Source organism: Flintibacter faecis (genome assembly GCF_014287875.1).
Classification (GTDB): Bacteria; Bacillota; Clostridia; order Oscillospirales; family Oscillospiraceae; genus Lawsonibacter; species Lawsonibacter faecis_A.
In genome coordinates this window covers 514,903-539,435 of the sequence record NZ_JACOPN010000001.1, presented here as the reverse complement: position 1 = coordinate 539,435, position 24,533 = coordinate 514,903, and the positions used below count along the sequence as shown (strand labels likewise).

At 63.1% G+C, this 24,533-nt stretch carries 19 protein-coding genes; 7 read left to right on the top strand and 12 right to left on the bottom strand.

From position 1 onward, the window contains the following. The first annotated feature begins 2 nt into the window (after positions 1 to 2). The 5 genes from H8S55_RS02545 to H8S55_RS02525 all read left to right on the top strand — a co-directional run bounded on the left by H8S55_RS02545 (position 3) and on the right by H8S55_RS02525 (position 4,966). Positions 3 to 1,037 (top strand): ABC transporter substrate-binding protein, encoded by a 1,035-nt coding sequence (locus H8S55_RS02545; RefSeq protein WP_186877674.1) that lies wholly within the window; start codon positions 3 to 5, stop codon positions 1,035 to 1,037. Further along, positions 1,034 to 2,746 (top strand): sensor histidine kinase, encoded by a 1,713-nt coding sequence (locus H8S55_RS02540; protein WP_186877673.1) that lies wholly within the window; start codon positions 1,034 to 1,036, stop codon positions 2,744 to 2,746. Before H8S55_RS02545 ends, H8S55_RS02540 begins: the two co-directional genes overlap by 4 nt. Next, positions 2,740 to 3,501, top strand: a complete 762-nt coding sequence (locus H8S55_RS02535) for a response regulator transcription factor (protein WP_186877672.1) — start codon at positions 2,740 to 2,742, stop codon at positions 3,499 to 3,501. The genes H8S55_RS02540 and H8S55_RS02535 overlap by 7 nt, the downstream gene beginning before the upstream one ends. 36 nt (positions 3,502 to 3,537) lie before the next feature. Next, positions 3,538 to 4,308, top strand: coding sequence for an HAD family hydrolase (locus H8S55_RS02530; RefSeq protein WP_186877671.1), 771 nt, complete (start codon positions 3,538 to 3,540; stop codon positions 4,306 to 4,308). 196 nt (positions 4,309 to 4,504) lie between these two features. After that, positions 4,505 to 4,966, top strand: a complete 462-nt coding sequence (locus H8S55_RS02525; protein ID WP_186877670.1) for a helix-turn-helix domain-containing protein — start codon at positions 4,505 to 4,507, stop codon at positions 4,964 to 4,966. A gap of 93 nt (positions 4,967 to 5,059) precedes the next feature. On the opposite strand, the gene H8S55_RS02520 is transcribed toward H8S55_RS02525, so the two are convergent. The 4 genes from H8S55_RS02520 to H8S55_RS02505 form a co-directional block, all read right to left on the bottom strand. Beyond that, positions 5,060 to 7,159 carry a heavy metal translocating P-type ATPase gene (locus H8S55_RS02520; RefSeq protein WP_186877669.1) on the bottom strand — a complete coding sequence of 700 codons (2,100 nt, stop codon included), beginning with the start codon at positions 7,157 to 7,159 and terminating at the stop codon, positions 5,060 to 5,062. Positions 7,160 to 7,217: 58 nt separating this feature from the next. Further along, positions 7,218 to 7,502: a DUF6110 family protein gene (locus tag H8S55_RS02515; RefSeq protein ID WP_186877668.1), complete on the bottom strand. Its 285-nt coding sequence runs from the start codon at positions 7,500 to 7,502 to the stop codon at positions 7,218 to 7,220. Positions 7,503 to 7,744: 242 nt separating this feature from the next. Then, a complete protein-coding gene (locus H8S55_RS02510; RefSeq protein ID WP_186877667.1) occupies positions 7,745 to 9,157 on the bottom strand; it encodes a YfcC family protein in 1,413 nt (470 codons plus the stop codon). Positions 9,158 to 9,200: 43 nt separating this feature from the next. Beyond that, positions 9,201 to 10,382 carry an amidohydrolase gene (locus tag H8S55_RS02505; RefSeq protein ID WP_186877666.1) on the bottom strand — a complete coding sequence of 394 codons (1,182 nt, stop codon included), beginning with the start codon at positions 10,380 to 10,382 and terminating at the stop codon, positions 9,201 to 9,203. Positions 10,383 to 10,782: 400 nt separating this feature from the next. On the opposite strand from H8S55_RS02505, the gene H8S55_RS02500 reads away from it, so the two are divergent. Further along, a complete protein-coding gene (locus H8S55_RS02500) occupies positions 10,783 to 11,739 on the top strand; it encodes a LysR family transcriptional regulator (protein WP_186877665.1) in 957 nt (318 codons plus the stop codon). A gap of 66 nt (positions 11,740 to 11,805) precedes the next feature. Here H8S55_RS02500 and H8S55_RS02495 read toward each other — a convergent pair whose 3' ends face one another. The 8 genes from H8S55_RS02495 to H8S55_RS02455 all read right to left on the bottom strand — a co-directional run bounded on the left by H8S55_RS02495 (position 11,806) and on the right by H8S55_RS02455 (position 24,009). Further along, the gene (locus tag H8S55_RS02495) at positions 11,806 to 12,753 is read right to left on the bottom strand and encodes a transketolase family protein (RefSeq protein WP_186877664.1); all 948 of its coding nucleotides are present in this window, start codon (positions 12,751 to 12,753) and stop codon (positions 11,806 to 11,808) included. A gap of 1 nt (position 12,754) precedes the next feature. Further along, positions 12,755 to 13,600, bottom strand: coding sequence for a transketolase (locus H8S55_RS02490; protein ID WP_186877663.1), 846 nt, complete (start codon positions 13,598 to 13,600; stop codon positions 12,755 to 12,757). Between the two features lie 129 nt (positions 13,601 to 13,729). Then, positions 13,730 to 16,162 (bottom strand): glycogen/starch/alpha-glucan phosphorylase, encoded by a 2,433-nt coding sequence (locus tag H8S55_RS02485; protein ID WP_186877662.1) that lies wholly within the window; start codon positions 16,160 to 16,162, stop codon positions 13,730 to 13,732. Positions 16,163 to 16,375: 213 nt separating this feature from the next. Next, positions 16,376 to 17,809 (bottom strand): glycogen synthase GlgA, encoded by a 1,434-nt coding sequence (gene glgA / locus H8S55_RS02480; RefSeq protein ID WP_186877661.1) that lies wholly within the window; start codon positions 17,807 to 17,809, stop codon positions 16,376 to 16,378. A 103-nt stretch (positions 17,810 to 17,912) separates the two neighbouring features. Next, complete coding sequence (gene glgD, locus H8S55_RS02475; RefSeq protein WP_186877660.1) at positions 17,913 to 19,025, bottom strand: glucose-1-phosphate adenylyltransferase subunit GlgD; 1,113 nt, start codon at positions 19,023 to 19,025, stop codon at positions 17,913 to 17,915. Continuing rightward, positions 19,022 to 20,230 carry a glucose-1-phosphate adenylyltransferase gene (locus H8S55_RS02470; protein WP_186877659.1) on the bottom strand — a complete coding sequence of 403 codons (1,209 nt, stop codon included), beginning with the start codon at positions 20,228 to 20,230 and terminating at the stop codon, positions 19,022 to 19,024. The genes glgD and H8S55_RS02470 overlap by 4 nt, the downstream gene beginning before the upstream one ends. A gap of 120 nt (positions 20,231 to 20,350) precedes the next feature. Then, a complete protein-coding gene (gene glgB / locus H8S55_RS02465; protein WP_243200421.1) occupies positions 20,351 to 22,624 on the bottom strand; it encodes a 1,4-alpha-glucan branching protein GlgB in 2,274 nt (757 codons plus the stop codon). A gap of 218 nt (positions 22,625 to 22,842) precedes the next feature. After that, complete coding sequence (locus H8S55_RS02455) at positions 22,843 to 24,009, bottom strand: D-alanyl-D-alanine carboxypeptidase family protein (protein ID WP_186877657.1); 1,167 nt, start codon at positions 24,007 to 24,009, stop codon at positions 22,843 to 22,845. 221 nt (positions 24,010 to 24,230) lie between these two features. Here H8S55_RS02455 and H8S55_RS02450 point away from each other — a divergent pair, with 221 nt between their 5' ends. Continuing rightward, positions 24,231 to 24,533, top strand: coding sequence for an XRE family transcriptional regulator (locus tag H8S55_RS02450; RefSeq protein WP_186877656.1), 303 nt, complete (start codon positions 24,231 to 24,233; stop codon positions 24,531 to 24,533).

Genomic DNA, 24,533 nt, shown 5'->3' with positions numbered 1-24,533 from the left:
CCATGGGGCTTATGCGGCGGCTGGCGGCATTTGGGACGGCACTGGCCCTGTGTCTGGGGCTGGGCGGCTGCGCCGGGCAGGAGCAGGGGGAGAGCGGCTTTGCCCCGGAGGAGAGGGAGCGGCTGGTGATCTATACCTCCCACAAAGCGGAGGTGTGGCGGCCCATCGTCCGGGAGTTTGAGGAGCGCACGGGCGTTTGGGTCGTGGTGGAGACCGGGGGCAGCAGCGAGCTTTTAGAGCGCATCGACCAGGAGAAGGAGGCCCCCCGGGCCGACGTGATGTTCGGCGGCGGCGTGGAGGGGCTGGCGGCCTATGCCGACTGCTTCACCCCCTACACCGCCCGGGATGCGGACAAGCTGGATGCCCGGTTTTCCCGGGCGGACGGGCTGTGGACCCCCTTTTCCACCCTGCCCGTGGTGCTCATCTATAACAACAAGCTGCTGTCTGCTGCCCGGGTGACGGGGTGGCACGACCTGCTCTCCCCCGCCTTTCGGGGGCATATCGCCTTTGCAGACCCGGAGATCTCCGGCTCCTGCTTCACCAGTCTGGTGACCATGACCGCCGCCCTGGGGAATGACTGGCGGGAGGATATCCGCTCCTTTGCAAAAAACCTGGACGGGCGGCAGCTGGACAGCTCCGGAGCCGTGCTGGACCAGGTGGCCGACGGCGGGGCCTGGCTGGGGGTGACCCTGGAGGAGACGGCCCTGAAATATGTCTCCGGCGGGGCGGACGTGGGCATCGTCTATCCCAAGGAGGGCACCAGCGCCGTGCCCGATGCCAGCGCCCTGGTGAAGGGTGCGCCCCATGAGGATAACGCCAAAAAATTTTTGGACTTTACCATCAGCGCCGACGTGCAGCGGCTGCTGGGGGAGCAGTTTTACCGCCGCTCGGTGCGGACGGATGTGCCGACCGGGGAGAGCCTGCCCGATCTGGAGCGCATCTGCTTTGTGGACTATGATGTGGATTGGGCCAGCGAGAACCGGGAGGGCGTTCTGATGACCTGGGCCTTCTGTCTGGGCGGGGAGGAGACGGCATGAGAAAATTTTGGTCCGGCTCCTTTCGCAGACGGCTGTTCTGGGCCTTTCTGGCCGCGGCTATGGTCCCCTTGCTGCTGTGTGCCGGGTCGCTGCTGCAGATTTTTCGCCTGCGGCTGAACGACGCAGCCCGCACCGAGGCCCAGGCCCATCTGAACAGCGCCCTGTACGCTGTGGAAACGGCCTATGACGGCTTTGTCCGGGCGGCGGAGCGGCTGGCGGGGGAAGACGTGGTGACGGCGGCCCTGGCCGGGAGCCAGGAGGACAGCGCCCAGGTGTATAACAGCCTGTTTCAGGCGGTGCAGGAGGTGCGCAGCTATGCCCGGGTTGACCTGTACGACGGTCAGGGCCGGTGTCGCTATTCCACCCAGGCCGCCCCGGCGGAGCGGACCCTGCCGGTGAACTGGGGGGTGCTGCGGGCGGCCCGCCAGGCGGGGGGCCTGCGCTTTGTGGCCTGTGAGGACGTAAACGCCCAGGGGGAGCCCCTGCTCCAGGGGGCGGCCCCCCTTTATGGCCCGGAGGGCGGCCTGGACGGCTATCTGGTGGTGAGCCTGTATCAAAGCGGCCTGCGGCAGCTGGTGGCGGGGAAATACGGAGTGCAGAACAGTCTGCTGGTGGTGGACCGGTTCTGGCAGCCGGTGTACTGCGATCAGCCCTCCCAGGCTGCCGCCCGGGCTGCGCGGCTGCGGCAGCATCTGCTGGCGGGGGGCGATCTGGAGACGGCGGAGGAGGACTTTATCTGTACCGCCGCCCAGCAGCCGGATACGGGGCTGTATCTGATCCTTCAGCGGCCACAGGTGTTCAACCGGAACACCCTGGACCTGCTTTACACCGTCAGCCTGGGCTGTGCGGCCCTGGGGGTGCTCATCTGTGTGGGCCTGAGCTGGAAGCTGAGCCGACAGATGTTCCGGCCCATCCAGCATCTCCACTCCGCCATCCAGGCGGTGGGGCAGAACGATTTGAATGTGCGGGTGCAGCTGGACCAGGACGACGAGCTGGGGGAGCTGGCAAAGCGATTTGACGGCATGGTGGCGGCGCTCAAGCACAACCAGGAGCAGCTGGTGGAAAACCAGCGGGAGCTGAATCAGGCCCAGATCAGGATGCTCCAGGCCCAATTAAACCCCCATTTCCTGTGCAACACCCTGGACACCATGAAGTGGATCAGCAAGATCAACCAGGTGCCCCAGGTGGCGGTGATGTCCACCGACCTGGCCGACATCCTGCGCTTTTGCATCTCCCCGGAGGAGTTTGTCCCCCTGCGGCGGGAGGCGGAGATCTTGCAGCGGTATATGGAGATCCAGCACATCCGCATGTCCGGGGCCATCTCCTTCCGCCTGGACCTGCCGGAGGAGCTGGCCGACTGCCTGACCCCCAAGATGATCTTGCAGCCGCTGGTGGAAAACGCCGTGCTCCACGGCGTAGACGGGGCGGAGCACGGGGAGATCTGGGTCCGGGCCCGGGAGACCGGCGGCAAGCTGCAGATCCAGGTGCTGGACAACGGCCGGGGACTGCCGGAGGAGCTGTTGGGGCCCTATGCCTGCCGGGACCGGGAGCTGTCCCGGGGACATTTGGGGCTGTACAACGTGGACACCATTCTGATAAAATATTATGGTAAGGGCTTTGGCCTGTATCTGGAGAACCGGACGGACGGGCCGGGGGCCGTGGTCACGGCCACCCTGCCCATACGAAGGGAGGAGAAGGCGCAGTGCTGAAGGTGCTGGTGGTAGAGGACGAGGAGATGATCCGCAAGGGCATCGTGCTGGCCGTGGACTGGGCCGCCCTGGACTGCGTGGTGGTGGGCGAGGCGGCCAACGGCCTCCAGGCCCTGGAGGCGGTGGAGCGCTATGCCCCCAGCCTGATCATCACCGACCTGAAAATGCCCGTTATGGACGGGCTGGAGATGCTGCGCCAGCTGCGGGAGCGGGGCAACAACGCCTTTGTCATCATCCTCACGGCCTATGACAGCTTTGCCTATGCCCAGGCCGCCCTGCGCCTGGGGGCGGTGGACTTTCTGTTAAAGCCCTTTCACGACGGGGAGCTGGAGCAGGCCGTCACCCGCTTGAAGCAGCGCATGGACCGGGCCGGTCAGGGGGGCGAAAAGGGCCCTGCGCCCCTGCCCCTGCCCGAGCTGAAAAAAGGGGACAAGAGCAAATATGTGTTGGAGGCCATGGCCTACATCGGCGAGCACTATCACGAGCCCAATATCGGCGTGGCAGCCATCGCCCAGCATTTGGGTATCAGCGAGGGGCACCTGAGCCATACCTTCAAGAAGGAGACCGACTATACCCTGCTGAACTATCTCACCCGCTATCGCATCCACCGGGCCATGGAGCTGCTGCGGGACTGCCGGTTGAAGGTGTATGAGGTGGCCGAGCAGGTGGGCTATCGGGACATCGCCTATTTTTCCGCCACGTTCAAAAAGCTGGTGGGCATGAGCCCGTCGGAATACCAGGACGTGAGCAATTAACAGCTTATCTGAGCCATATCCAAGGAGGAACGACATATGATCCGGCTGATCGCCAGCGACATAGACGGGACCCTGCTGCACAACGGTGCGGCGGAGATCGACCCGGTGATCTTTGAGGAGATCCACCGCCTGAAGCAGAAGGGCATCCTGTTTTGCCCGGCCAGCGGGCGGCAGTATCACAGCCTTAGGCGGCTGTTCGCCCCGGCGGCGGACGAGCTGACCTATCTGTGCGAAAACGGGGCGGTGCTGTTCGGCCCGGGGAACCCCGGCAGGCTGCTGGGCAAGACGGTAATGGAGCGGGAAAGGGCCCTGGCCCTGGCCCACCAGATCATGGACATCCCGGAGTGCGAGGTACTTATCTCCGGGGTGAACACCAGCTATCTGTGCCCCAAGAAGGGGGACGTGGTGGACCACATCCGCTATTTCGTGGGCAACAACCTGGCCATCCTACCCACGGTGGAGGACATGCCGGAGAACATCGTAAAGGTCTCTGCCTACTGCCCCCAGGGGGCGGTGGAGGTCCAGCCTGTGCTGGGCCCCAAGTGGGAGGACGAATTTCACCATGCCATCGCCGGGGAGGCCTGGCTGGACTTTAATCTGGCCAACAAGGGCACCGGCCTGGAGCAGCTGTGCCAGGCCCTGGACGTAAAGCCGGAGGAGGTCATGGCCTTTGGGGATAACTTCAACGACCTGCCCATGCTGGAGGCCGCCGGCTGCCCCTATATCATGGACAACGCCGCCCCCGAGCTGCGGGAGAAATTCCCCAACCACTGCCGCAGGGTGGAGGACGTGCTGCGCACGCTGTGAGAGGCCAGACGGGACAGGCCGTCCCTACGAGAGCTACCGCACCCTACCGTAGGGGCCGCTGTCCCCAGCGGCCCGGCGTTACCCGGACGGCCATTGAACGGGCGGATGGGGACATCCGCCCCTACACCAGGTCACGATTGCTCTTGTAGGGGCGGCTATTATGTCAACAACTCAACTATCCAAGGAGGAATTTGTTATGATCACCATGGCACAGCGCATTGAGGAACTGCGCACCGAGAAGGGGCTCAGCCGCCCCGCCCTGTCCGCCGCACTGGGCTTTCCCAAGACGGCGGCGGAGAAGTTTGAGACCGGGCGGGCCACCCCCACCGCCGAGCAGCAGAAGAAAATGGCGGACTTTTTCGGGGTGTCCCTGTTCTATCTGAAGGGGGAGAGCAACGATAAGACCCGCCAGGAGACCTGGATGGACGGGGACTTTGTGGACGACGACGAGCCCGTCCGCCCCGCCCCCAAGCGGGCCGTGCGGCCTGCGCCCCAGCCCAAGAGCGGCGGCGGGGACCAGGGCACCGTGTTCGGCTCCCTCCTGCGTACCCCGGCCTTCCAGGAGATGGTCCGGGAGACGGTGCTGGAGGTGCTCCGCTCCCCCGAGGGGCAGGAGCTGCTGTCCCGCACCGTGCGCCGGGAGCTGGACCGGAGATGAGCGGAGTCCGCCTTTGAGCAAAAGAGAAGCGGCCCTCGGTTTGGCATATGCCGAACCGGGGGCCGCTTTTTCACTGTGTTTTATGGGCTGGGGTCAGACCAGCTTGTCCTGGTCGGGGAGGAGGTCGGTCATGCTGCGCAGGCTGACCCCCAGGGTGGACAGGTTATGCAGCATGGCGGAGGTGGCGGGGGGCAGGATGCCCAGAGCGCCCAGGGCGATGAGGGAGCCGTTGAAGCCGATGACGAAGCGATAGTTGGAGTGGATGCGGTCCATCAGCCCCTGGGCCACCCGGCGCAGGGCGACCAGCTCGTTTAAGTCCTCGGCGGCCACGGTGACATCGGCGATCTCCCGGGCGATGGCCGCTCCGTCGCTGATGGCGATGCCCACGCTGGCGGCGGACAGGGCGGGGGAGTCGTTGATGCCGTCACCCAGCATGATGACGGTGTGCCCCAGGGCCCGCTCCTGCTGGACAAAGTTGGCCTTGTCCTCGGGCAGGACCTCGGAGTGGTACTCGTCCACGCCCACCTGGGCGGCGATGGCGGCGGCGGTGCGCTCGCTGTCGCCGGTGAGCATGACGGTCTTTTTCACGCCCAGCTGGCGCAGGGTCTGGATGACCTGGGCGGCCTCCTTCCGCAAGGGGTCGGCGATGCAGATGACGGCGGAGAGCTGGCCGGCGATGGCCAGATAGAGGTGGGAGTACTCCGGGGGCAGGGCGTCGAACTTGTCCTGCTCCCCGGCGGGGATGGCACAGTGCTCGTCCTCGAAGACGAAGTGGGCGCTGCCGATGATGACCTTTTTGCCGCCCACCGTGCTGGCGATGCCGTGGGCCACCAGATATTGGACCTGGGAGTGGAGCTCCTCGTGGGACAGGCCCCGCTGCTGGGCGGCGCTGACCACGGCGTTGGCCATGGAGTGGGGGAAGTGCTCCTCCAGACAGGCGGCAAGGCGGAGCATCTCCTCCTCGCTGTTGCCGCCGAAGGGGACCACCTGGGCCACCACGGGGCTGGCATAGGTCAGGGTGCCCGTCTTATCAAAGACGATGGTGTCGGCCTTGGCGATGGCCTCCAGATATTTGCCGCCCTTGACGGTGGCACGGAAGTCGCTGGCCTCCCGCATGGCGGACAGGACGGCCAGGGGCATGGCCAGCTTGAGGGCGCAGGAGAAGTCCACCATGAGCACGGACAGGGCCCGGGTGACGTTTCGGGTGAGGAGATAGACCAGGCCGCTGCCCACCAGGGTGTAGGGCACCAGCTTGTCGGCCAGGTTGGCGGCCTGGCTCTCGGCGGCGGACTTGAGCTTCTCCGACTGCTCGATCATGGAGACGATCTTGTCATAGCGGCTGGAGCCGGAGTGCTGGCGCACCAGCAGGACGCACTCGCCCTCCTCCACCACGGTGCCGGCGTAGACGGCGGAGCCGGGGCGCTTGGGCACGGGGATGGACTCGCCGGTGAGGGAGGCCTGATTCACGGTGACCTCCCCCTGGTCCACCACGCTGTCCAGGGGGATCATGCCGCCAGTGCGGACGCAGATGCGGTCGCCGGGCTGGACCTGGGTGAGGGGGACCAGGATCTCGTCCCCGCCGGGGGTCTTCAGCCAGACCCGGTCGATGTTCAGGGACATGCTGCGGGCCAGGTTGTCCACCGAGCGCTTGTGGGTCCACTCCTCCAGCAGCTCGCCCAGGCGCAGCAGGAACATGACCGAGCCGGCGGTGCCGAAGTCCCGGCGGACCAGGGAGATGCCGATGGACAGGCCGTCCAGCAGCTCCACATGCATCTGGCGGCGGATGAGGCAGCCCAGGCCCCGCAGGACATAGGGAACGGCGGTGACCACCGCCCAGGCAGCCTGGAGAGGGGCGGGCAGGAAGAGGAAGCGGGCGGCTTTGCCGCAGACCAGGCCCACCAGTTTTTCCTGATAGGCCCGGTTGATGGCCCGGCCGCTCTGGACGCCGGAGAAGGCCTGGACGGCCTTGTCAGAATAAGAGAAGCGGCGCAGGGAGGAGAGCAGCTGCTCCCGGCAGTCGCCCCGGAAGGTGACCACGGCGCAGCAGGTGCGCTCGTGGACATCGGCCTGGAGCACATGGGGCTGGGCGTGGAGCCAGGCCTGAAGCAGGTCGGCCTGCGCCAGGGTCATGCGGGACTGGCACAGCTGCACCCGCATCCGCCCCCGGCTTTCGTGTTTGATGATGAATTTCATAGCGTATGCCTCCAAAGGAAAGAGGGCCGCCGAAGCGGCCCCCTACGGCGTGGTGGATTTACTCAGCGTCGGCGGGCTCGGCCTGGGCGGACTCGTCAGCCTGCTGGGCCTGCTCGGCCTGCTGGGCGCGCTGCTCGTTGATGTCCTTGGCGGTGGCCAGAACATCGGCGGCGTTCTCCTGCACGGTGTTCACAGTGGTCATGACGCAGTCCTTCATCCGCAGGACGGCGGCGGCGGTGTGGGCATAGGCGTTCTTGGCATCCTTGCTGGAGAGCAGCTTGATACCGGCAGAGCCAAACAGGGTGCCGCCGGCGAACAGGGCCAGTTTCTTGTAGATATTCATAGAGCGTTCCTCCTTAAAGTAAATAAGTAAGGCGGCATGTCAGGCGGGGAGCCGGACGGGCCAACTTTTTTGATGCAAGAAATATAGCACAAGGGACAAAAAAATGCAATTATTTTTGGAAATATTATCGTAGGATAACTGGAGAAAGTAAAAAGCGTGTAAAAAACAAAAAACAGCAAAATAGACAAAAGAGAGCGGCGGCCCCGGGAGGGACCGCCGCCAGAAGGGAAAAGAAAAGGGGTTCAGGCCCCGAAGCCTGTGAGAACAGCCAGGATCATCAGTCCGGCCTGGGTGAGGACCAGAGCGAGGCCCACGGGGATGGCGAACTTCCACCACTTCTCCACCTTGATGCCGGCCAGACCGGCCAGGATAGCGGGGTAGGCGGTGGGCCACAGAACGTTGGACAGACCGTCGCCAAACTGGAAGGCCAGCACGGCGGTGTCCCGGGACACGCCCAGCAGGTCGGCAAGGGGAGCCATGATGGGCATGGAGGCAGCGGCCTGACCGGAGCCGGAGGGGATGAAGAAGTTCAGCAGGGTCTGCATGACCAGCATGGCCACGCCGCAGAACCAGGAGGGGAAGGCGGCCAGGGGCAGGGAGAAGTAGTACACCACGGTGTCGATGATGTTGCCGGCCTGGAGGACCATCAGGATGCCCCGGGCCAGGCCGATCATCATACAGGCCATGGCGATGTCGGTGAAGCCCTTGGAATACAGCTCGCCGATCTTGTTGGGACCCCAGCCCATGACGAGGGCGCTGAGGACGCCCATGATGACGAAGACAGCGGACAGCTCAGCGAAGTACCAGCCATAGACCTTACAGCCATAGACCACAGCGATGATGCCGCCCAGCAGGATGAGCAGGACCAGCTTTTCCCGAATGCCGAAGGGGGAATTCTGCACGTCGTTTTCGCTCATGGTGATGTGTCCGGTCTCGCCGTAGACCAGGCTTTTGCTGGGGTCGGCCTGGACCTTCAGAGCGTAGCGGATGGTGAGGGCGGAGCCCACCACCAGCAGGGCCATGTGGCAGAGGAAGCGATAGCCCGTGCCGGACATGGGGGCCACCTCGGCGATGCCCTGAGCGATGCCCACGGTGAAGGGGTTCATCATAGCGCCGGAGTAGCCCGTGGCGGCACCGAAGGCCACAATGGCCATGCCCACAACTGCATCGAAGCCCATGGCCATGGCGATGCCGGCAAATACGGGGACGAAGGGGAACCACTCCTCGAACAGACCGATGGTGGAGGAGGCAATACCCACGATGAACATGAAAATGGGGATGATGGCCACGCGGGCCTTGCCCTTGAACACCTTCAGCAGGCCGGCAACCAGACCGTTGAATGCACCGCTGGCGATGATGATATTGATGGAGGCAAAGGAGACGAAGACAAAGAAGGTGACGGACCCGGCGTCGCACATGCCGTTATAGATGGACTGGAACATCTGGAAGATACCGACCGGCGACTGCTTCACCGTGTGGAAGGTGCCGGCCACGGCTACGGTACGGCCTGTGGCCTCGTTCATCACCCGGTCAAACTCGCCGGCGGGGAGGACCCAGGTGAGGATGGTGCAGACGATGATGACGCTGAACAGCAGAACATAGATGTGGGGAAGCTGGATGCCTTTTTTCTTTTTTAACATGTTTCCGCTTGACATGAAGAGCACTCCTTTTTCACACAAATAGTAGGGGCAGCGAGGATCAGGGGTCTAACTTTTTTTCCCGCTGGGTCAGATAGGACTGCCAGACCTGGTCCCGGAACTTCTCGTCGGTGAGGGTGCGCAGGATCAGGCTGCCGATGAGCTTGCCGCCGTCGGCAATGGCCTGGTGGGCGGGCTCCTTGAGGGTCTCCTCCCGGAACTCCGGGGTGTGCAGGGCGTAAAACGTGTCGCCGATGGTCAGCAGGGGCTGGATGGCGGGGCAGTGATAGCTCACGTTGCCCACGTCGGAGGAGCCGTTGGGAATCCGCACGGGTTCGCTGGCCCGTCCCATCTCATGGAGCAGCTCCTCCACCGTATCCTCCAGCACGGGGACCCGGACCATGTCGGCAAAGTCGTCGAAGGCCTTGGTGAAGTTCACGGTGCAGTCCATGGCGGAGGCTGCGCCATGGGCGCACTTTTTGATGATATCGTCCAGCCGCTCCAGCTTGGAGAGAGAATCGGTACGGAACTCGATGCGGAGCTCCGCACGATCCGGCAGGATGGCGGGGCAGAGACCGCCGTCGGTGATGATGCCGTTGACATGGACATCGCTGGTGAAGCTCTCCCGCCGGGCATCGATGAGGGACAGGAAGCCCCGGGCGGCGGCCAGGGCGCTGTGGCCCGCCCAGGGACCGGCCACGGCGTGGGCGCTGGTCCCCTTGAACTCCATGAGATAACACCGCAGACTGAGCACGTCCATGTCGGAGATGCTGGCCGGGCCGCTCCAGCTGTGGATCATCGTGGCCAGAGACATGCCGTCGAATGCGCCGTTGGCAGCCATGCCGATCTTGGCACCGGCCTCCTCCTCGGCGGGGGTGCCGAAGACGTATATCGTGCCCTGAAACCGGTCCTTGAGGTCGGCCATGGCCAGGGCGGCCAGCACGGCCATGGCGCAGTGGGCGTTGTGCCCGCAGGCGTGGCCCAGGCCGGGGAGGGCATCGTATTCCACCAGAATGGCGGCGGAGGGACCTTCCCCATTTTTCAGTACCCCCCGGAAGGCGGTGGGGTAGCCCATGTAGGGGTATTCCACCTGGTAACCGGCCTGGCGGAGCAATTCCACGACTTTCTGGCTGGAGCGGAACTCCTGATGGGCGATCTCGGGGTGGGCATAGAGGTCGTCGCTAAGGGCAACGGCGGTATGCCAGTGCCGTTGGATGGCCTGGGAGAGGTCGTTAGAGATCATGGTCTTTCATCCTTTTCGGTGTGATCTCGTCTGATGACAGACGGGGCAGCGGCGCATTTTGCATCCCGGCGGCAGATATGTTATAATCAAAAAACCGGTGGATACAGGCAGCGCCGAAAGAGGAAAACTTTTAAAAATTAAGGGTTCGACGAATCTAAACCAACAAAAGAAAAGAATTTTGCTGCCGGCGATAGAGATTATAAAGCTGGGTCGGACGAAGGGCAAATAACCAAACAGCGGGGCCCTATCCCATGGGAGAGCGTGGGCGGAGGGGAAAATTGATACTTTACACAAATAAACAGGTAGGATATGAGTGAAACAGCTGAAAAAGAGGGAACTGCTATCATAAAATCAACAAACCGTATTCCCGAGAGGAATATCTAAAAAGGAGGGGAAATCAGTGAACATACAGAATCTGCGGTATCTGCTGGAGATCGCCCAGCGGGGATCGGTGACGGCGGCGGCCAAAGTTCTGTATCTGTCCCAACCCAGACTGAGCAAGATCTTGGCGGAGACAGAGCGAAAATACGGCGTGGCCATTTTCAAACGGGAGAACAACGGCCTTACGCCCACGGAGGCGGGACAGAAATTTTTAAAGATCGCCCGGGACATTGTGGAGGAGGCGGAGGGGAAAGAGAAACTGCTGTATTTGGTGGACCAGGCCAACAGCGCCAGAATATCTGCAACCTTTCTGTCCTTTACCTGCGACGTGTTTTTGGAGTATGTAAGGACCTGGGGAGAGAAAGACGGCTTCCGATTTTTCTATAAGGAGACCGACCCCCTGGCGGCCATCGGAGACGTATTCACCGGGGAGTCGGAGCTGGGGGTGCTCCACCTGCACAACGGTGTGCTGGAGCTGGCCCGGCGGGAGGTGGAGAGCAGGGGGCTGTACATGGAGAAGCTGTCTGATACCGTGCCCCATCTGGTGGTGCGGGTGGGCCACCCGCTGGCAAGGCTGAATCGGCCCATCCGGGCGGAGGACCTGTATGGCCAGAGCTTTGTGATCTATCCCGAGCTGGACTGGCTGATGCCCGGCGGGTCCAGCATCCACTCCTCGGTGGAGCGGGGCATGAAGAATATGGACTGGAGCCGGATCGGGAAGATCATCTATGTCTCCAGCCGAGGGACCTTTTATGACCTGCTGACCCAGACCGATGCGGTGGCTGTGGGGGCCCAGGCGGTGAACAACCAGGAACGGGTGAATCAGGTGATGTCCCTGCCCTTTGACCCGGATTTTGTTGCAGGCTTTGAGGGAGCGATGAACGGGGGTGTGTACGTCGTGTACCGCCCCGGACAGGAACTGTCAGAGGCGGTGGATGGATTTTTACAGATGCTGAGGCAGGTCCAATATGAATAAAAAAGCATAAAAATACGGCGGTCCCAAAATATTGGGATCGCCGTATTTTTATGCGATCAGAGAGGATCAGCCCTTTTTGGCAATGGCCTGGCGGGCCTTGTCAGCCAGCACCTCGGGGGTGAGGCCGTAGGCGGCCAGGACCTGGTCGGCCTTGCCGCTGCGGCCGAACTGGTCGTTCACGCCGTGGCGGATGACGGGCACGGGGCAGTTCTCGCTGAGGAACTCGGCCACGGCGGCACCCAGACCGCCGATGACGTTGTGCTCCTCGGAGGTGACGATGGCACCGGTCTCCTTGGCGGCGGCAAGCAGCAGCTCCTGATCCAGGGGCTTGATGGTGTGGAAGTCCAGCACACGGGCGGAGATGCCCTCGGCAGAGAGGATATCGGCGGCCTTCAGGGCCATCTGGACCATCATGCCCACGGCCACGATGGTCACGTCCTTGCCGTCACGCAGGGTGACGCCCTTGCCCAGCTGGAAGTGGTAGCCGGGGATGGAGTCGGTGACGGTCTCCACAGCGGAGCGGCCCAGGCGCATGTAGGCGGGGCCCTCGTACTGCAGCAGGGCCTCTACGGCCAGGGTCATCTCGTGGGCGTCGCAGGGGCACAGAACGGTCATGCCGGGGATGGTGCGCATGAGGGAGAAGTCCTCGATGCACTGGTGGGTGGCACCGTCCTCGCCCACAGACAGGCCGCCGTGGGAGCCCACGACTTTGACGTTCATGCCGGGGTAGGCGATGGAGTTGCGCACCTGCTCCCAGGAGCGGCCGGCGGCGAACATGGCGAAGGTGTTGGTGAAGGGCTTGAAGCCGCAGGTGGACAGGCCGGCGGCCACGCCCTGCATGTTGCTCTCGGCGATGCCCATGTCGAAGAAGCGCTGGGGATAGGCGGCCTTGAAGCCCTTGGTCATAGTGGCTCCGGCCAGGTCGGCCTCCAGCACGACGAGCTGGGGATAGCGGTCAGCCAGGGCGACCAGGGCGTCGCCGTAGGCATTACGGGTGGCTTTCTTTTCAGACATGTCAGTTCCCCTCCAATTCCTTGATCTTAGCCTTCAGCTCGGAGACAGCCTGCGCCAGCTGCTCGTCGTTGGGGGCCTTGCCGTGCCAGCCGGCGTCGTTCTCCATGAAGGAGATGCCCTTGCCCTTGACGGTCTTGGCCAGGATGACCGTGGGCTGGCCCTTGGTGGCGGCAGCCTGCTGATAGGCGGAGAGAATCTGGTCGAAATCGTGGCCGTTGATGGTGATGACGTGGAAGCCGAAGGCGGCAAACTTCTGGTCCAGGGGCTCCAGAGGCATCACGTCCTTGGTGGCACCGTCGATCTGCAGACCGTTCACGTCTACAATGACGCACAGGTTGTCCAGCTTGTACTTGGCGGCGGACATAAAGGCCTCCCAGCCCTGGCCCTCGTCCAGCTCGCCGTCGCCCATGACGGCATAGACCCGGTAGTCCTTGTGGTTGAGCTTGCCGCCCAGGGCCATGCCCACGGCGGCGGAGACACCCTGGCCCAGGGAGCCGGTGGACATATCCACGCCCCGGACGTGGTGCATCTCCACATGGCCGGACATATGGCCGTCGATGCGGCGGAACATGTGCAGCTCGTCCACGGGGAAGAAGCCCCGCAGCGCCAGGACGGGGTAGAGGGCGGGACTGCAGTGGCCTTTGGACATGACGAAGCGGTCACGGTCGGGGTCCTGGGGATTCTGCGTGTCCACATGCATGACATTGAAGTACAGGGCAGTGACCAGGTCCATGCAGGACATGGAGCCGCCGGGGTGGCCGGAGGCGGCATCGTGGACCATGGTCAGGCCCAGAATGCGGGCCTCGTTGGCCTTGATCGCCAGCTGCTGATTAGAAAGTGGCTGCATATAGGATCAACCTTTCTTCTGTTTTTTCCGACAGGCGGAAAGTGAGGCCGCAAAGGCGGCTTGATCGGTACGAATCATTATACCATTTTTCCCAAAGAGGGACAAGGGCGCGGGGAGAAAAAGTGGGGCTTAGCGAGTGGGGACGTGCCAGATGTTTTCTGCGTATTCCTTGATGGAGCGGTCGGCGGCGAAGATGCCGGAGCGGGCGATGTTGGTCAGGGACATCTGGTTCCAGCGCTTGCTGTCGCCATAGACCCGGAGGGCCCGGTCGTGGGCCTGGCAGTAGCTCTGGAAGTCGGCCAGGAGCAGGTATTCGTCGGCGGGGGAGCCGCCGGCCCCATAGAGCAGGCGGGTGGCCAGGTCGGCATAGGAGACGTGGTCGTCGAAGCCGGCGGAGAGCTGGTCGATGACCCGCTTGAGGACGGGGTCCTGCTGGTAGTAGTCCATGGGGTGGTAGCCCTGCTGCTTGCGCTGGACCACCTCCTGGGCGGTGAGGCCGAAGAGGAAGATGTTCTCGTCCCCCAGCTGCTGGTGCATCTCCACGTTGGCGCCGTCCAGGGTGCCGATGGTGAGGGCGCCGTTCATCATGAACTTCATGTTGCCGGTGCCGCTGGCCTCCTTGCCGGCGGTGGAGATCTGCTCGCTGATCTCGGAGGCGGGGATGAGCTTCTCTGCCAGGGAGACCCGGTAGTTTTCCAAAAAGACCACCTGGAGCTTATCCTTGCACACGGGGTCCCGGTCGATCTGGGCGGACAGGGAGTTGATGAGCTGGATGATCTCCTTGGCCACATGATAGCCGGGGGCGGCCTTGGCCCCGAAGAGGAAGGTCTGGGGGACGAAGTCCATATTGGGGTTATCCCGGAGCTGGTGATAGAGGGAGATGATGTGCAGCACGTTGAGCAGCTGGCGCTTATACTCGTGCAGGCGCTTGACCTGGACATCAAAGACGGCATCGGTGTTCAGCACCACGCCGGACTCCCGGGCCACCCAGGAGGCAAAGCGCAGCTTGTTGTCGTGCTTGATGTCCGCCAGCTTTTTCAGCACGGTCTTGTCGGAGCGGTATTTCTCCAGACCCTGGAGAGCCTCCGGGTGAAGGAGGTAGGCATCCCCGCCGGTGCAGTCCCGGATGAGGGCGTCCAGCCGGGGGTTGATCTGGGACAGCCAGCGGCGGTGGTCGATGCCGTTGGTCACGTTGGTGAACTGCTCGGGCCGGGCCAGATAGGCGTCGTGGAAGACATCCTTCTTCAGGATCTCGGAGTGGAGGGCGGAGACACCGTTCACCGTCTGGCAGGCGCAGATGCACAGGTTGGCCATACGCACCTCGCCGCCCCAGATGATAGCCATGTTGGCGATCTTGCCGGTGTCATTGCCGTAGCGGTGCTCCAGCTCCCGCTGATAGCGGGAGGCGATCTCCTTGAGGATGGTCCAGATGCGGGGGAGCAGGGTCTGGATGAGGGACTGGGGCCAGCGCTCCAGGGCCTCGGCCAGGACGGTGTGGTTGGTGTAGCAGACTGTCTGGGTGACGATGTGCCAGGCGTCCTCCCAGGAGTAGCCCTCCACGTCCAGCAGGATGCGCATCAGCTCGGGGATGACCAGAGTGGGGTGGGTGTCGTTGATCTGGATGACGTGCTTTTCGTGGAAGTTGCGCAGGGTGCCGTATTGGGCGCGGTGCTTGCGGATGATGGACTGCACCGTGGCGGAGACGAAGAAGTATTGCTGCTTTAAACGCAGGGACTTGCCCTCGTAGTGGTTGTCGTCGGGGTAGAGGACCTTGGCGATGACCTCGGCCATGGCCTGCTGCTCCACCGCCTTGAGGTATTCCCCCCGGGAGTACAGGGACATGTCCACGGGGACGGGGCTTTTGGCATCCCACAGGCGCAGGACGTTGGTGTGGCGGGTCTGGTAGCCGGCGATCTCCATATCCCGGGGGATGGCCAGCACGGTGGTGTAGCCGGTGTGCTCGGGGTGGTTGTGGCCCTCGCTGTCCCAGCAGTCCTCCACTTTGCCGCCGAAGCGGACCTCCTCCGCCTCGTCCATCTTGGGGATGAGCCAGGCATCGCCCAGGCCCAGCCAGTTGTCGGCCAGCTCCACCTGCTTGCCATCGATGATCTTCTGCTTGAAGATACCCAGCTCGTAGCAGATGGAGTAGCCGGTGGCGGGGATCTCCAGGGTGGTCATGGAGTCCAGATAGCAGGCGGCCAGACGGCCCAGACCGCCGTTGCCCAGGCCGGCATCGGGCTCCAGCTCGAACAGGTCGGAGGCGGAGAAGCCCAGGCCCTCCAGAGCGTCCTTTAAGGTGCCCAGCAGGCCCAGGTTATAGGCGTTTTTCTCCAGAGAGCGGCCCATGAGAAATTCCAGGGAGAGGTAGTGGACCTGGCGCTGTTGGCCCTCCCACACCTGGTTGTCGGTGGCCATCTGGCGGCGGGACATGATGTCCCGCAGGACCAGGGCGCAGGCCTTGAACATGTGGGGGGGGGCGGCCTCGTCCACAGTGCGGCCAAAGTTGCGCTGGAGCTTGCCGGTGATCATTTCGGTGAGCTGCGCTTTGGTATATTCAGCCATAACAGTTCCTCCTGTACGGTTTAATTGAATTTTCAAGAAAAGTGGGGGCTGGAACGTATCTTTCCCCCGCTGAAACATTTTATCAGCTTTCAAAAGGTGCGTCAATCGGCAAAAGGGGCGTAAACACAGGGGAGTTCGGGGGCTGCGGGCGAAAAATGCACAAGAAAAAACGTCTCCCGCCGGGTTTGGCGGGAGACGTTTCGGACGGGGAGATCAGCCCATGGCTTTTTGATAGACCTCCAGATACTGCTTGGCGGAGGGGCCCCAGGAGAAGTCGGCGGTCATGCCGGCCTTCTGCAGGGAGCGCCAGGCGGGCTTGTTGCTGCGGTAGAGAGCGGCGGCCTCCCGCAGGACCCAGACCATGTCCCCGGCATTGATGTTGGTGAAGGTGAAGCCCCGGCCCTCGCCGGTATACTTGTTGTAGGGGGGGACGGTGTCCTTCAGCCCGCCGGTCTCCCGCACCACGGGGACGGAGCCAAAGCGCATGGCGATGAGCTGGCTGAGCCCGCAGGGCTCGGACACGGAGGGCATGAGGAACAGGTCGGACCCGGCGTAGACCAGGTTGGACAGGGCGGGGGAGTAGGCCAGATGGGCGGCGAAGCGGCCGGGGTACTGACCCTGGGCGCTGCGGAACGCCTCCTCATACTGCCACTCGCCGGTGCCCAGGACCACCATCTGTACGTCCAGGCCCATGATGTCGTGGAGGGCATCGGTCACCAGGGAGAAGCCCTTGTGGCCCACCAGGCGGGAGACGCAGCCGATGAGGGGGACATAGGGGTCCTCCTGCAGGCCCATGGAGCGCTGGAGGGCGGCCTTGCAGGCGGCCTTGCCGGTGAGGTCTTTGGCGGAGTAGTGCTCAGGAAGGTCGGCGCAGGCGGCGGGGTCGTAGAGGTCCATGTCGATGCCGTTTAAGATGCCGCAGAACTTGCCGTCCTGCTGGCAGATGACCCCATCCATGCCGTGGGCATAGAAGGGGGTGTGCAGCTCCTGGGCATAGGTGGGGGAGACGGTGGTCACCTGGCTGGAGGCCAGAATGGCCCCCTTCATCAGGTTCACGTCCCCGAAGTAGGCCAGCATGCCCTCGTTGAAATAGCTGCTGTCCAGACCGATGACATCCTGGAGGACCTGCTCGCCATAGCGGCCCTGGTACTCGATATTGTGGATGGTGAAAACGGCGTGGGCACCCGCCAGCTGGGGCACCCGGTAGCGCTCCTCCAGCAGATAGACGGGGATCAGGGCGGTCTGCCAGTCGTTGCAGTGGATGATGTCCGGGGCCCAGTCCATCTGAGCGGGGGCGGCCAGAACGGCCCGGGAGAAGAAGGCGAAGCGCTCGCAGTCGTCGAAGTGGCCGTAGACCTGGGCGCGCTTGAAGTAGTACTCGTTGTCCACGAACCAGTAGGTGACGCCCTCCCGCACCAGCTGGAACAGGCCGCAGTAGGCCTGCCGCCAGGACAGGGAGACATTAAAGTGCTTGAGGAAGGTCATCTGGTCCCGCCAGAACTGGCTGATGCCCTGGTAGAGGGGGAGGATGACGGTGACCTGGTGTCCTTCTTTGACAAGGGCCTGGGGCAGGGAGCCGGCCACGTCGGCCAGACCGCCGGTTTTGATGAAGGGAGCGACCTCGGAGGAGGCGAAAAGAATGTTCATAGATATCCCCTTTCCGGGGGCGGAGCCCCCGAAGAAACATGAGAATACGGATTGCCACGCCGCTGCGCTCCTCGCAAGGACAAGAGCGCGGGCAAGTCAGAGTTTACACGACGGAACCCTTGGCGATGGCCAGGGGATAGGTGCTGTGGCCCATAAGCATGCGGCCCTGGTTCACTGTGACGCTTTTGTCGGCGATGACGTAGGCCAGAGAGGCACCGGCCTTGACCACCGTTCCCTGCATGAGGACGCTGTTGACCACCTTGGCCCCGGGTTCGATGGTGACACCACGGGAGATGATGGAATTTTCCACGTCCCCCTCGATGTGGCAGCCATCGGACACCAGGGAGCAGGTGCAGGTGGAACTGGGGCCGTAGTAGGTGGAGGGGTTGGACTGGTCCTTGGTGCGGATGGGGCGCTGGGGGTTGAAGAGGTCAGCCCGGACGGCGGGGTCCAGCAGATCCATGGAGCGGTGGTAGTAGTCATCCACCGACTGGAAGCGGCCCACATAGCCCTTGTGGACATAGGGGATGAGCTTCAGAGAGTCCAGGCGGGGCTGGAGAACGCCCCGGCTGAAGTCCGTGACATCGTGGGCGGCGCAGTAGTCTACCATGCTCAGCAGCAGCTGCTTGGACAGAACGTACAGCTCCAGAGATTCCAGCTGGTCGCCGGCGGCGATGGGGTGGATGGACAGGTCGGTGATGCGGCCGGACTCGCTGACCTCCACATACTCGGAGGAGCGGGGCGCGCCCCGGAGGGTGGGGGTGCAGACCACGGTGACATCGGCCCCGGAGTCCAGGTGCTGCTGGAACACGTCGGCCACAGGCAGATTTAATGCCACATCCCCCCGGCCGAGGATGACATAGTCCTGACGGATGTTGTTTAAGTAGTCGGACACCCCGGCCAGAGCGTCCATGGGGCCCCGGTAGTCCCCGCCCCGGCGGGCATAGCTGAAGGGGGGCAGGATGCGCAGGCCGCCGTGCTTACGGCTCAGGTCCCAGTCCTTGCCCGAGCCCAGGTGGTCCAGGAGGGACTGATAGTTCTGGTGGACGATGATGCCCACGTCGGAGATGCCGGCGTTGACATAGTTGGAGAGCATAAAGTCGATGAGGCGGTAGCGCCCGCCGAAGGGGAGAGAACAGGTGTTGCGGGGACGGGTGAGCTCACCCAGGTTGGCATCAGCGCGATAGGCAAAGAGAAGTCCGTGGAGGTCGTTCATGCCTGCTCGCCTCCTTTCACATCTTCGCGGATCATGGCGCGAGGGGCGACAGTGGCCCCTGCGCCGATGGTGACACCGCCGGCCACCACGGCGATGCCCCAGTCAGGGCTGTCGTCCGGGGCGGAGCCCACATGGGCGTTTGCTTCGATGACGGCGTTTTCAGCCACGATGGCATAGGACACGTCGGCCCCGGCTTTGACCACTGCGCCGGGCATGAGGATGGAGTACTGCACCCGGGCGCCTTCCTCCACCACGACGGAGTGGAAGAGGACGGAGTTTTCCACGGTGCCGTCGATCTGGCCGCCGCCGGTGACCAGGGAATGGGAAATTTTTGCATGGGGACCGGTGGCGTGGGGGGGCTTGATGGGGGAGCGGGCGTAGATGGGCCACTCCGGGTCGTGGAGGTCGATGGAGTTGTGGGGGGCCAGCATGTCCATGTTGGCATCCCACAGGGAGTCGATGGTGCCCACGTCCTTCCAGTAGCCATGGAAGCGGTAGGCGGTGAGAAGTTCGCCGGCGGCGAGCATGTTGGGGATGATGTTTTTGCCGAAGTCGTTGGAGGAGCCGGGGTCGGCCTCGTCGTCGATGAGATATTGCCGCAGCTTGGACCAGGTGAACACATAGATGCCCATGGAGGCCAGATTGCTCTTGGGGTGGGCGGGTTTCTCCTCGAACTCGTAGATACGGTCGTGCTCGTCCACGTTCATGATGCCGAAGCGGGTGGCCTCCTCCATGGTGACCTCCAGCACGGAGATGGTGCAGGCCGCCCCCGTTTTCTTGTGCAGGTCGATCATGTGGGTGTAGTCCATCTTGTAGATATGGTCGCCGGACAGGATGACCACATATTCCGGGTCATACAGGTCCAGAAAGCCGATGTTCTGATAGATGGCGTTGGCGGTGCCCTTGTACCAGGTGCCCTGGTCCCCCTCACGCATGTAGGGGGGGAGGATATGTACGCCGCCGTCGGCCCGGTCCAGGTCCCAGGGCTGGCCGTTGCCCAGGTAGCTGTTCAGCTCCAGGGGCCGGTATTGGGTGAGGACACCCACGGTGTCGATGCCGGAATTGACGCAGTTGGAGAGAGGGAAATCAATGATGCGGTATTTGCCGCCGAAGGGGACGGCGGGCTTGGCCACGTGGCTGGTGAGGGCGTAGAGACGGCTGCCCTGTCCTCCGGCCAACAGCATGGCTACAACTTCTTTTTTCATACTGTCACCTCTTACGAATACTGGGTCGATATCATGCAGCGAAGGCGCTGAGTGTGGTCCTTCCGGCACAGGCAGAGCCTGTGTTATCTCCCTTTTACAGGGGAGGCTGAAGGCGGAGCTTTAGGAGCGCTTTTTTCGCTTGCTGGCTTTTTTGCGGCCCGTCAGCGCCTTGGGCTGGGGCGGAGCGGTGAGGGCGGCCTTGTCCTCCTTTTTGGGCAGGGCGGTCTGCTCCGGCTTTTTGGGCAGGGCGTGCTGCTTCTCCTTTTCCGGGAGGGCCTGCTTCTCTTCCTTTTTGGGCAGCGCCTGCTGGGGCTCTTTCTTGGGCAGCGCCTTCCGGGCGGGCTTCTCCGGCAGAGCGGCCTGAGGGGCCGCCTCCTGTGCGGGGGCGGCGGCTGCTTTGGCCTTGGCCGCACGCTTTTTGGGGGCGGCCTTTTTGGCTGCGGCCTGCTCCGCCTTTGGGGCGGCGGGCTTGCGCACCGGGAACCGGCGGGTGCAGCGGTAGATCATGGCGGACATGGGGGGCAGGTCGATGACCAGGGACTGGGCCTGGTCGTGGCAGGGGACCTTCTCTGTCTTGACGGGGTCGTGATCTCCCAGACCCTGGCCGCCGAACTGGGCATCATCGGTGTTCAGCACGGGGGCCCAGACACCGGCAAAGGGTGCGCCCACCCGGTAGCCCTTGCGGTGGTTGGGGGAGAAGTTGCACACCACCAGCAGAGGCTTGCCGTCCTTGTCCCAGCGGAGGAAGGAGACGGTATTGGCCGTGTTGTCGTCGGCGCACAGCCACTGGAAGCCGTGCCAGGAGTCGTCCTGCTGCCAGAGGGCGGGCTGCTGGAGGTAGAAGGCGTTCATGGCCTTGAAGAAATCCTGGGTCTGGCGGTGGGGGGGATACTGGAGCAGGTGCCAATCCAGGGAGTATTCATAGTGCCACTCGTTCCACTGGGCGAATTCAGCCCCCATGAAGGAGAGCTTTTTTCCCGGGTGGGTCATCATGTAGGCATAGAAGGCCCGGACCCCGGCAAACTTTTGGGGGTCGTCCCCGGGCATTTTGCCGAAGAAGGAGCCCTTCATATGGACCACCTCGTCGTGGGAGAGGGGGAGGATATAGTTCTCGGAAAAGGCGTACATGAGGGAGAAGGTGATGTCCTTGTGGTTGAACTGGCGGAAGTAGGGGTCCATCTTGATGTAGTGGCAGATGTCGTTCATCCAGCCCATGTTCCACTTGAAGTTGAAGCCCAGGCCGCCCTGGTCCACGGGGTGGGTGACCTTGGGCCAGGAGGTGGACTCCTCGGCCACCATGAGCACGTCGGGGTGGGCGGAGAAGACGGCGGTGTTCAGCTTCTGCAGGAAGTCCACGGCCTCCAGATTCTCGTGGCCGCCGTTGACATTGGGGACCCACTCCCCATCCTTGCGGCCGTAGTCCAGATAGAGCATGGAGGAGACGGCATCCACCCGCAGGCCGTCCATGTGGTATTCCTCCAGCCAGAACATGGCGGAGGAGAGGAGGAAGGAGCGGACCTCGCTGCGGCCATAGTCAAAGACGTTGGTGCCCCAGTCGGCGTGGGTGCCCTTTCGGGGGTCGGCGTATTCATAGGTGGGGGTGCCGTCGAACTGGTAGAGGCCAAAGGCATCCCGGGGGAAGTGGGCGGGGACCCAGTCCATGATGACACCGATGCCCGCCTGATGGAGCTGGTCGACGAGGTATTTCAGATCATCGGGGATGCCGAAGCGGCTGGTGGCGGCGAAGTAGCCGGTGCACTGGTAGCCCCAGGAGGCATCCAGGGGGTACTCGGTGACGGGGAGGAGCTCTACATGGGTGAAGCCCATCTCCTTCACATAGGGCACTAAGTAGGAGGCGGTGTCCCGGTAGCTGAGAAACTCGCCGTCGCCGGTGCGCCGCCAGGAGCCCAGATGGCACTCGTAGATGTTCATGGGGGCGGTGTAAGGTACCTGCTTGGCCCGGCGGTCCATCCACGCCTGGTCGCCCCAGGTGTAGCCGGTGTTCAGGTCGTAAATTTTAGAGGAGACATCGGGCCGGGTGGCGGCGTGGAAGGCGAAGGGGTCGGCCTTGCCCACATAGGAGCCGTCGGCCTGGAAAACGGCATACTGATAGGCATCGTAGCGCTGGAGGCCGGGGACGAAGACCTCCCAGATGCCGCCCTCGATCTTTTCCATGGGGGTGGCCTGGAGGTCCCAGTGGTTGAAGTCACCGATGAGGGTGATCTTGGGGGCATTGGGGGCCCAGACCCGGAAGAGATAGCCCTCGGTCCCGTCCTCTGTTTTGGCGGGGTGGGAGCCGAAGCAGCGCCAGGCATGGGCGGAGCGGCCGTCGGAAAAGGCCTGGAGCTCTAAAAACAGGTCATTGGGGTTGAGATTTTCTAAATATTTGGACAAAGTGATCACCTCTGGTTGGGATTTCCATGGTGGGATGGGCGAAAAAGCACAATTCCACATTGAAAGTGACTGGAATTATTTATATAAATTATACAACCATACAGCGGAGCCGTCAAGTAAAATAGCGGTAAACCAGGGCGGGAAAACGGGAGATGTATCCCCATCCGGCTGGCCGGGGGGCCGGATGGGATGGAGGCTACAGACGTTTCTTTGACGATTCAGCCGGCAAACAGCAGGCGGCGGAGAAGCTGGGAGAACAGGCCGGGGACGGAGAGACGCTCCACCCCCTGGGCGGCGACGATGGGGACGGTGTCCCGCAGCTGCTCCCCCACATAGACCTGAAACTCTCCCAGGGTCTGGCCGGGGTCTACCGGGGCCTGGACATCCCGGGCCAGGTCGACGCGGGTGGTGATTTGATCGGCCTGGGCCTTTTCTACCAGCAGACGGCATTCCCGCTGGAGCTGAGGCTGGACGGTCTTGCTCTGACCCAGGAGTACGTCGATGGGGGCCAGGGGGCCTTCGGGCTGGGGGGTAAGCAGGGCGTAGTTGGCAAAGCCGTAGTCCAGCAGGCAGGAGGCATCCTGGAAGCGCTGGGCGGTGGTGGGGGCCTTCATCACCACGGCGATGAGCTCCATGCCGTTTCGCTGGGCGGCGGCGGACATGCAGTATTGGGCGGAGGCGGTGAAGCCCGTTTTCAGGCCGGTGGCCCCGTCGTAGAAGCGGATCAGGCGGTTGGTATTGGTGAGGCCGAAGGCACCGTTTCGGATGGAGTCGGTCCAGATGGTGGTGTATTGCCGGATGTCCGGGTGGTGAAGAAGGAGCTGGCGGGACATGAGGGCGATGTCGTAGGCAGAGGTGAGGTGGCCGGGGGCGGGGAGGCCGGTGCAGTTGACAAAGTGGGTGTCCTCCATGCCCAGGGCCTGGGCCTTTTGATTCATCTGGTCCACAAAGGCGGACTCGCTGCCGGAAAGGCGCTCGGCCAGGGCCACGGCGCAGTCGTTGCCTGAGACCACGGCCACGCACTTGATGAGGTCGGAGACGGAGAGGCGCTCCCCCTCCTTTAAATAGACCTGGGAGCCGCCCATGCCGGCGGCGTGGGCGGAGACGGGGACGGACTCGTCCAGGGAGAGGCGGCCAGAGTCCACCGCCTCCATGACTAGGAGCAGGGTCATGACCTTGGTGACGCTGGCGGGTTCTAATTTTTGATGGGCATTTTGCTGGAGGAGGATCGTACCGGTCTCCTTCTCCATGAGCAGGGCGGAGGCGGAGGAGAGGGGGAGGGGCATGTTGTCCTCCTGGGCCGCTGCGGCGGGGAGCGGCGAGAAGAGAAGCGAGGTTATGGCCAGACTGAGGGCCAGAGCGGAAAGGCGGCGGAGCTGATACATAGGGGTCCCTCCTGTTTTGATGGCGGTGTTTGTCCATAGGATAGGAAAAAACGGGCGGACTATGCGGGGAAAAATTTTCTGGAGGGGGCTGTGCAGCTATAAAGACTAGTCCATGGGGCGGGAAAAGAAGGTCGAAACAAGAAAAAGAAGAAAAATTTCAGAAAAGAGGACGGGAACGTACAACTTTTTACGCTTGGGAAGCAGGGGTGAGGAGGGATAAGGTGGCAAAGGGAGCGACACCCGGACGGGAGCAGATCATCCGAAGGATGTGGAAGCTGGCCAACGCCGGGGTGGAGGATGCAGTGAAGCTGGCCTGTTTCCCCACGGAGGAGTGGGGCGGAGTGGAGGGCATGAATCTGGATGCCCTGACGGAGTTCAAGCGGGGGAGCAACGGCGTGGTAGAGCTGAAATTCACCGACCGGGCCCGGCTGCTGGAGCGGCTGTTGGATGCCGCCGACCACAGCGGGGAGGATCAGGTGGACCGCTTTTTAAGCGCCATGGAGCGCCAGGAAGAGGGGAAGTGA

Excerpts from the sequence above, each read along its gene's own strand:
- glgA (WP_186877661.1), bottom strand. The coding sequence starts at position 17,809 with ATGAACATTCTTTTCGCCTCCTCCGAGGTCGCTCCCTTCATCAAAACC.
- H8S55_RS02495 (WP_186877664.1), bottom strand. The coding sequence starts at position 12,753 with ATGTCTGAAAAGAAAGCCACCCGTAATGCCTACGGCGACGCCCTGGTC.
- H8S55_RS02520 (WP_186877669.1), bottom strand. The coding sequence starts at position 7,159 with ATGAAATTCATCATCAAACACGAAAGCCGGGGGCGGATGCGGGTGCAG.
- H8S55_RS02515 (WP_186877668.1), bottom strand. The coding sequence starts at position 7,502 with ATGAATATCTACAAGAAACTGGCCCTGTTCGCCGGCGGCACCCTGTTT.
- H8S55_RS02530 (WP_186877671.1), top strand. The coding sequence starts at position 3,538 with ATGATCCGGCTGATCGCCAGCGACATAGACGGGACCCTGCTGCACAAC.
- glgD (WP_186877660.1), bottom strand. The coding sequence starts at position 19,025 with ATGAACGACCTCCACGGACTTCTCTTTGCCTATCGCGCTGATGCCAAC.
- H8S55_RS02505 (WP_186877666.1), bottom strand. The coding sequence starts at position 10,382 with ATGATCTCTAACGACCTCTCCCAGGCCATCCAACGGCACTGGCATACC.
- H8S55_RS02510 (WP_186877667.1), bottom strand. The coding sequence starts at position 9,157 with ATGTCAAGCGGAAACATGTTAAAAAAGAAAAAAGGCATCCAGCTTCCC.
- H8S55_RS02540 (WP_186877673.1), top strand. The coding sequence starts at position 1,034 with ATGAGAAAATTTTGGTCCGGCTCCTTTCGCAGACGGCTGTTCTGGGCC.
- H8S55_RS02485 (WP_186877662.1), bottom strand. The coding sequence starts at position 16,162 with ATGGCTGAATATACCAAAGCGCAGCTCACCGAAATGATCACCGGCAAG.
- H8S55_RS02490 (WP_186877663.1), bottom strand. The coding sequence starts at position 13,600 with ATGCAGCCACTTTCTAATCAGCAGCTGGCGATCAAGGCCAACGAGGCC.
- H8S55_RS02470 (WP_186877659.1), bottom strand. The coding sequence starts at position 20,230 with ATGAAAAAAGAAGTTGTAGCCATGCTGTTGGCCGGAGGACAGGGCAGC.
- H8S55_RS02455 (WP_186877657.1), bottom strand. The coding sequence starts at position 24,009 with ATGTATCAGCTCCGCCGCCTTTCCGCTCTGGCCCTCAGTCTGGCCATA.
- H8S55_RS02525 (WP_186877670.1), top strand. The coding sequence starts at position 4,505 with ATGATCACCATGGCACAGCGCATTGAGGAACTGCGCACCGAGAAGGGG.
- H8S55_RS02545 (WP_186877674.1), top strand. The coding sequence starts at position 3 with ATGGGGCTTATGCGGCGGCTGGCGGCATTTGGGACGGCACTGGCCCTG.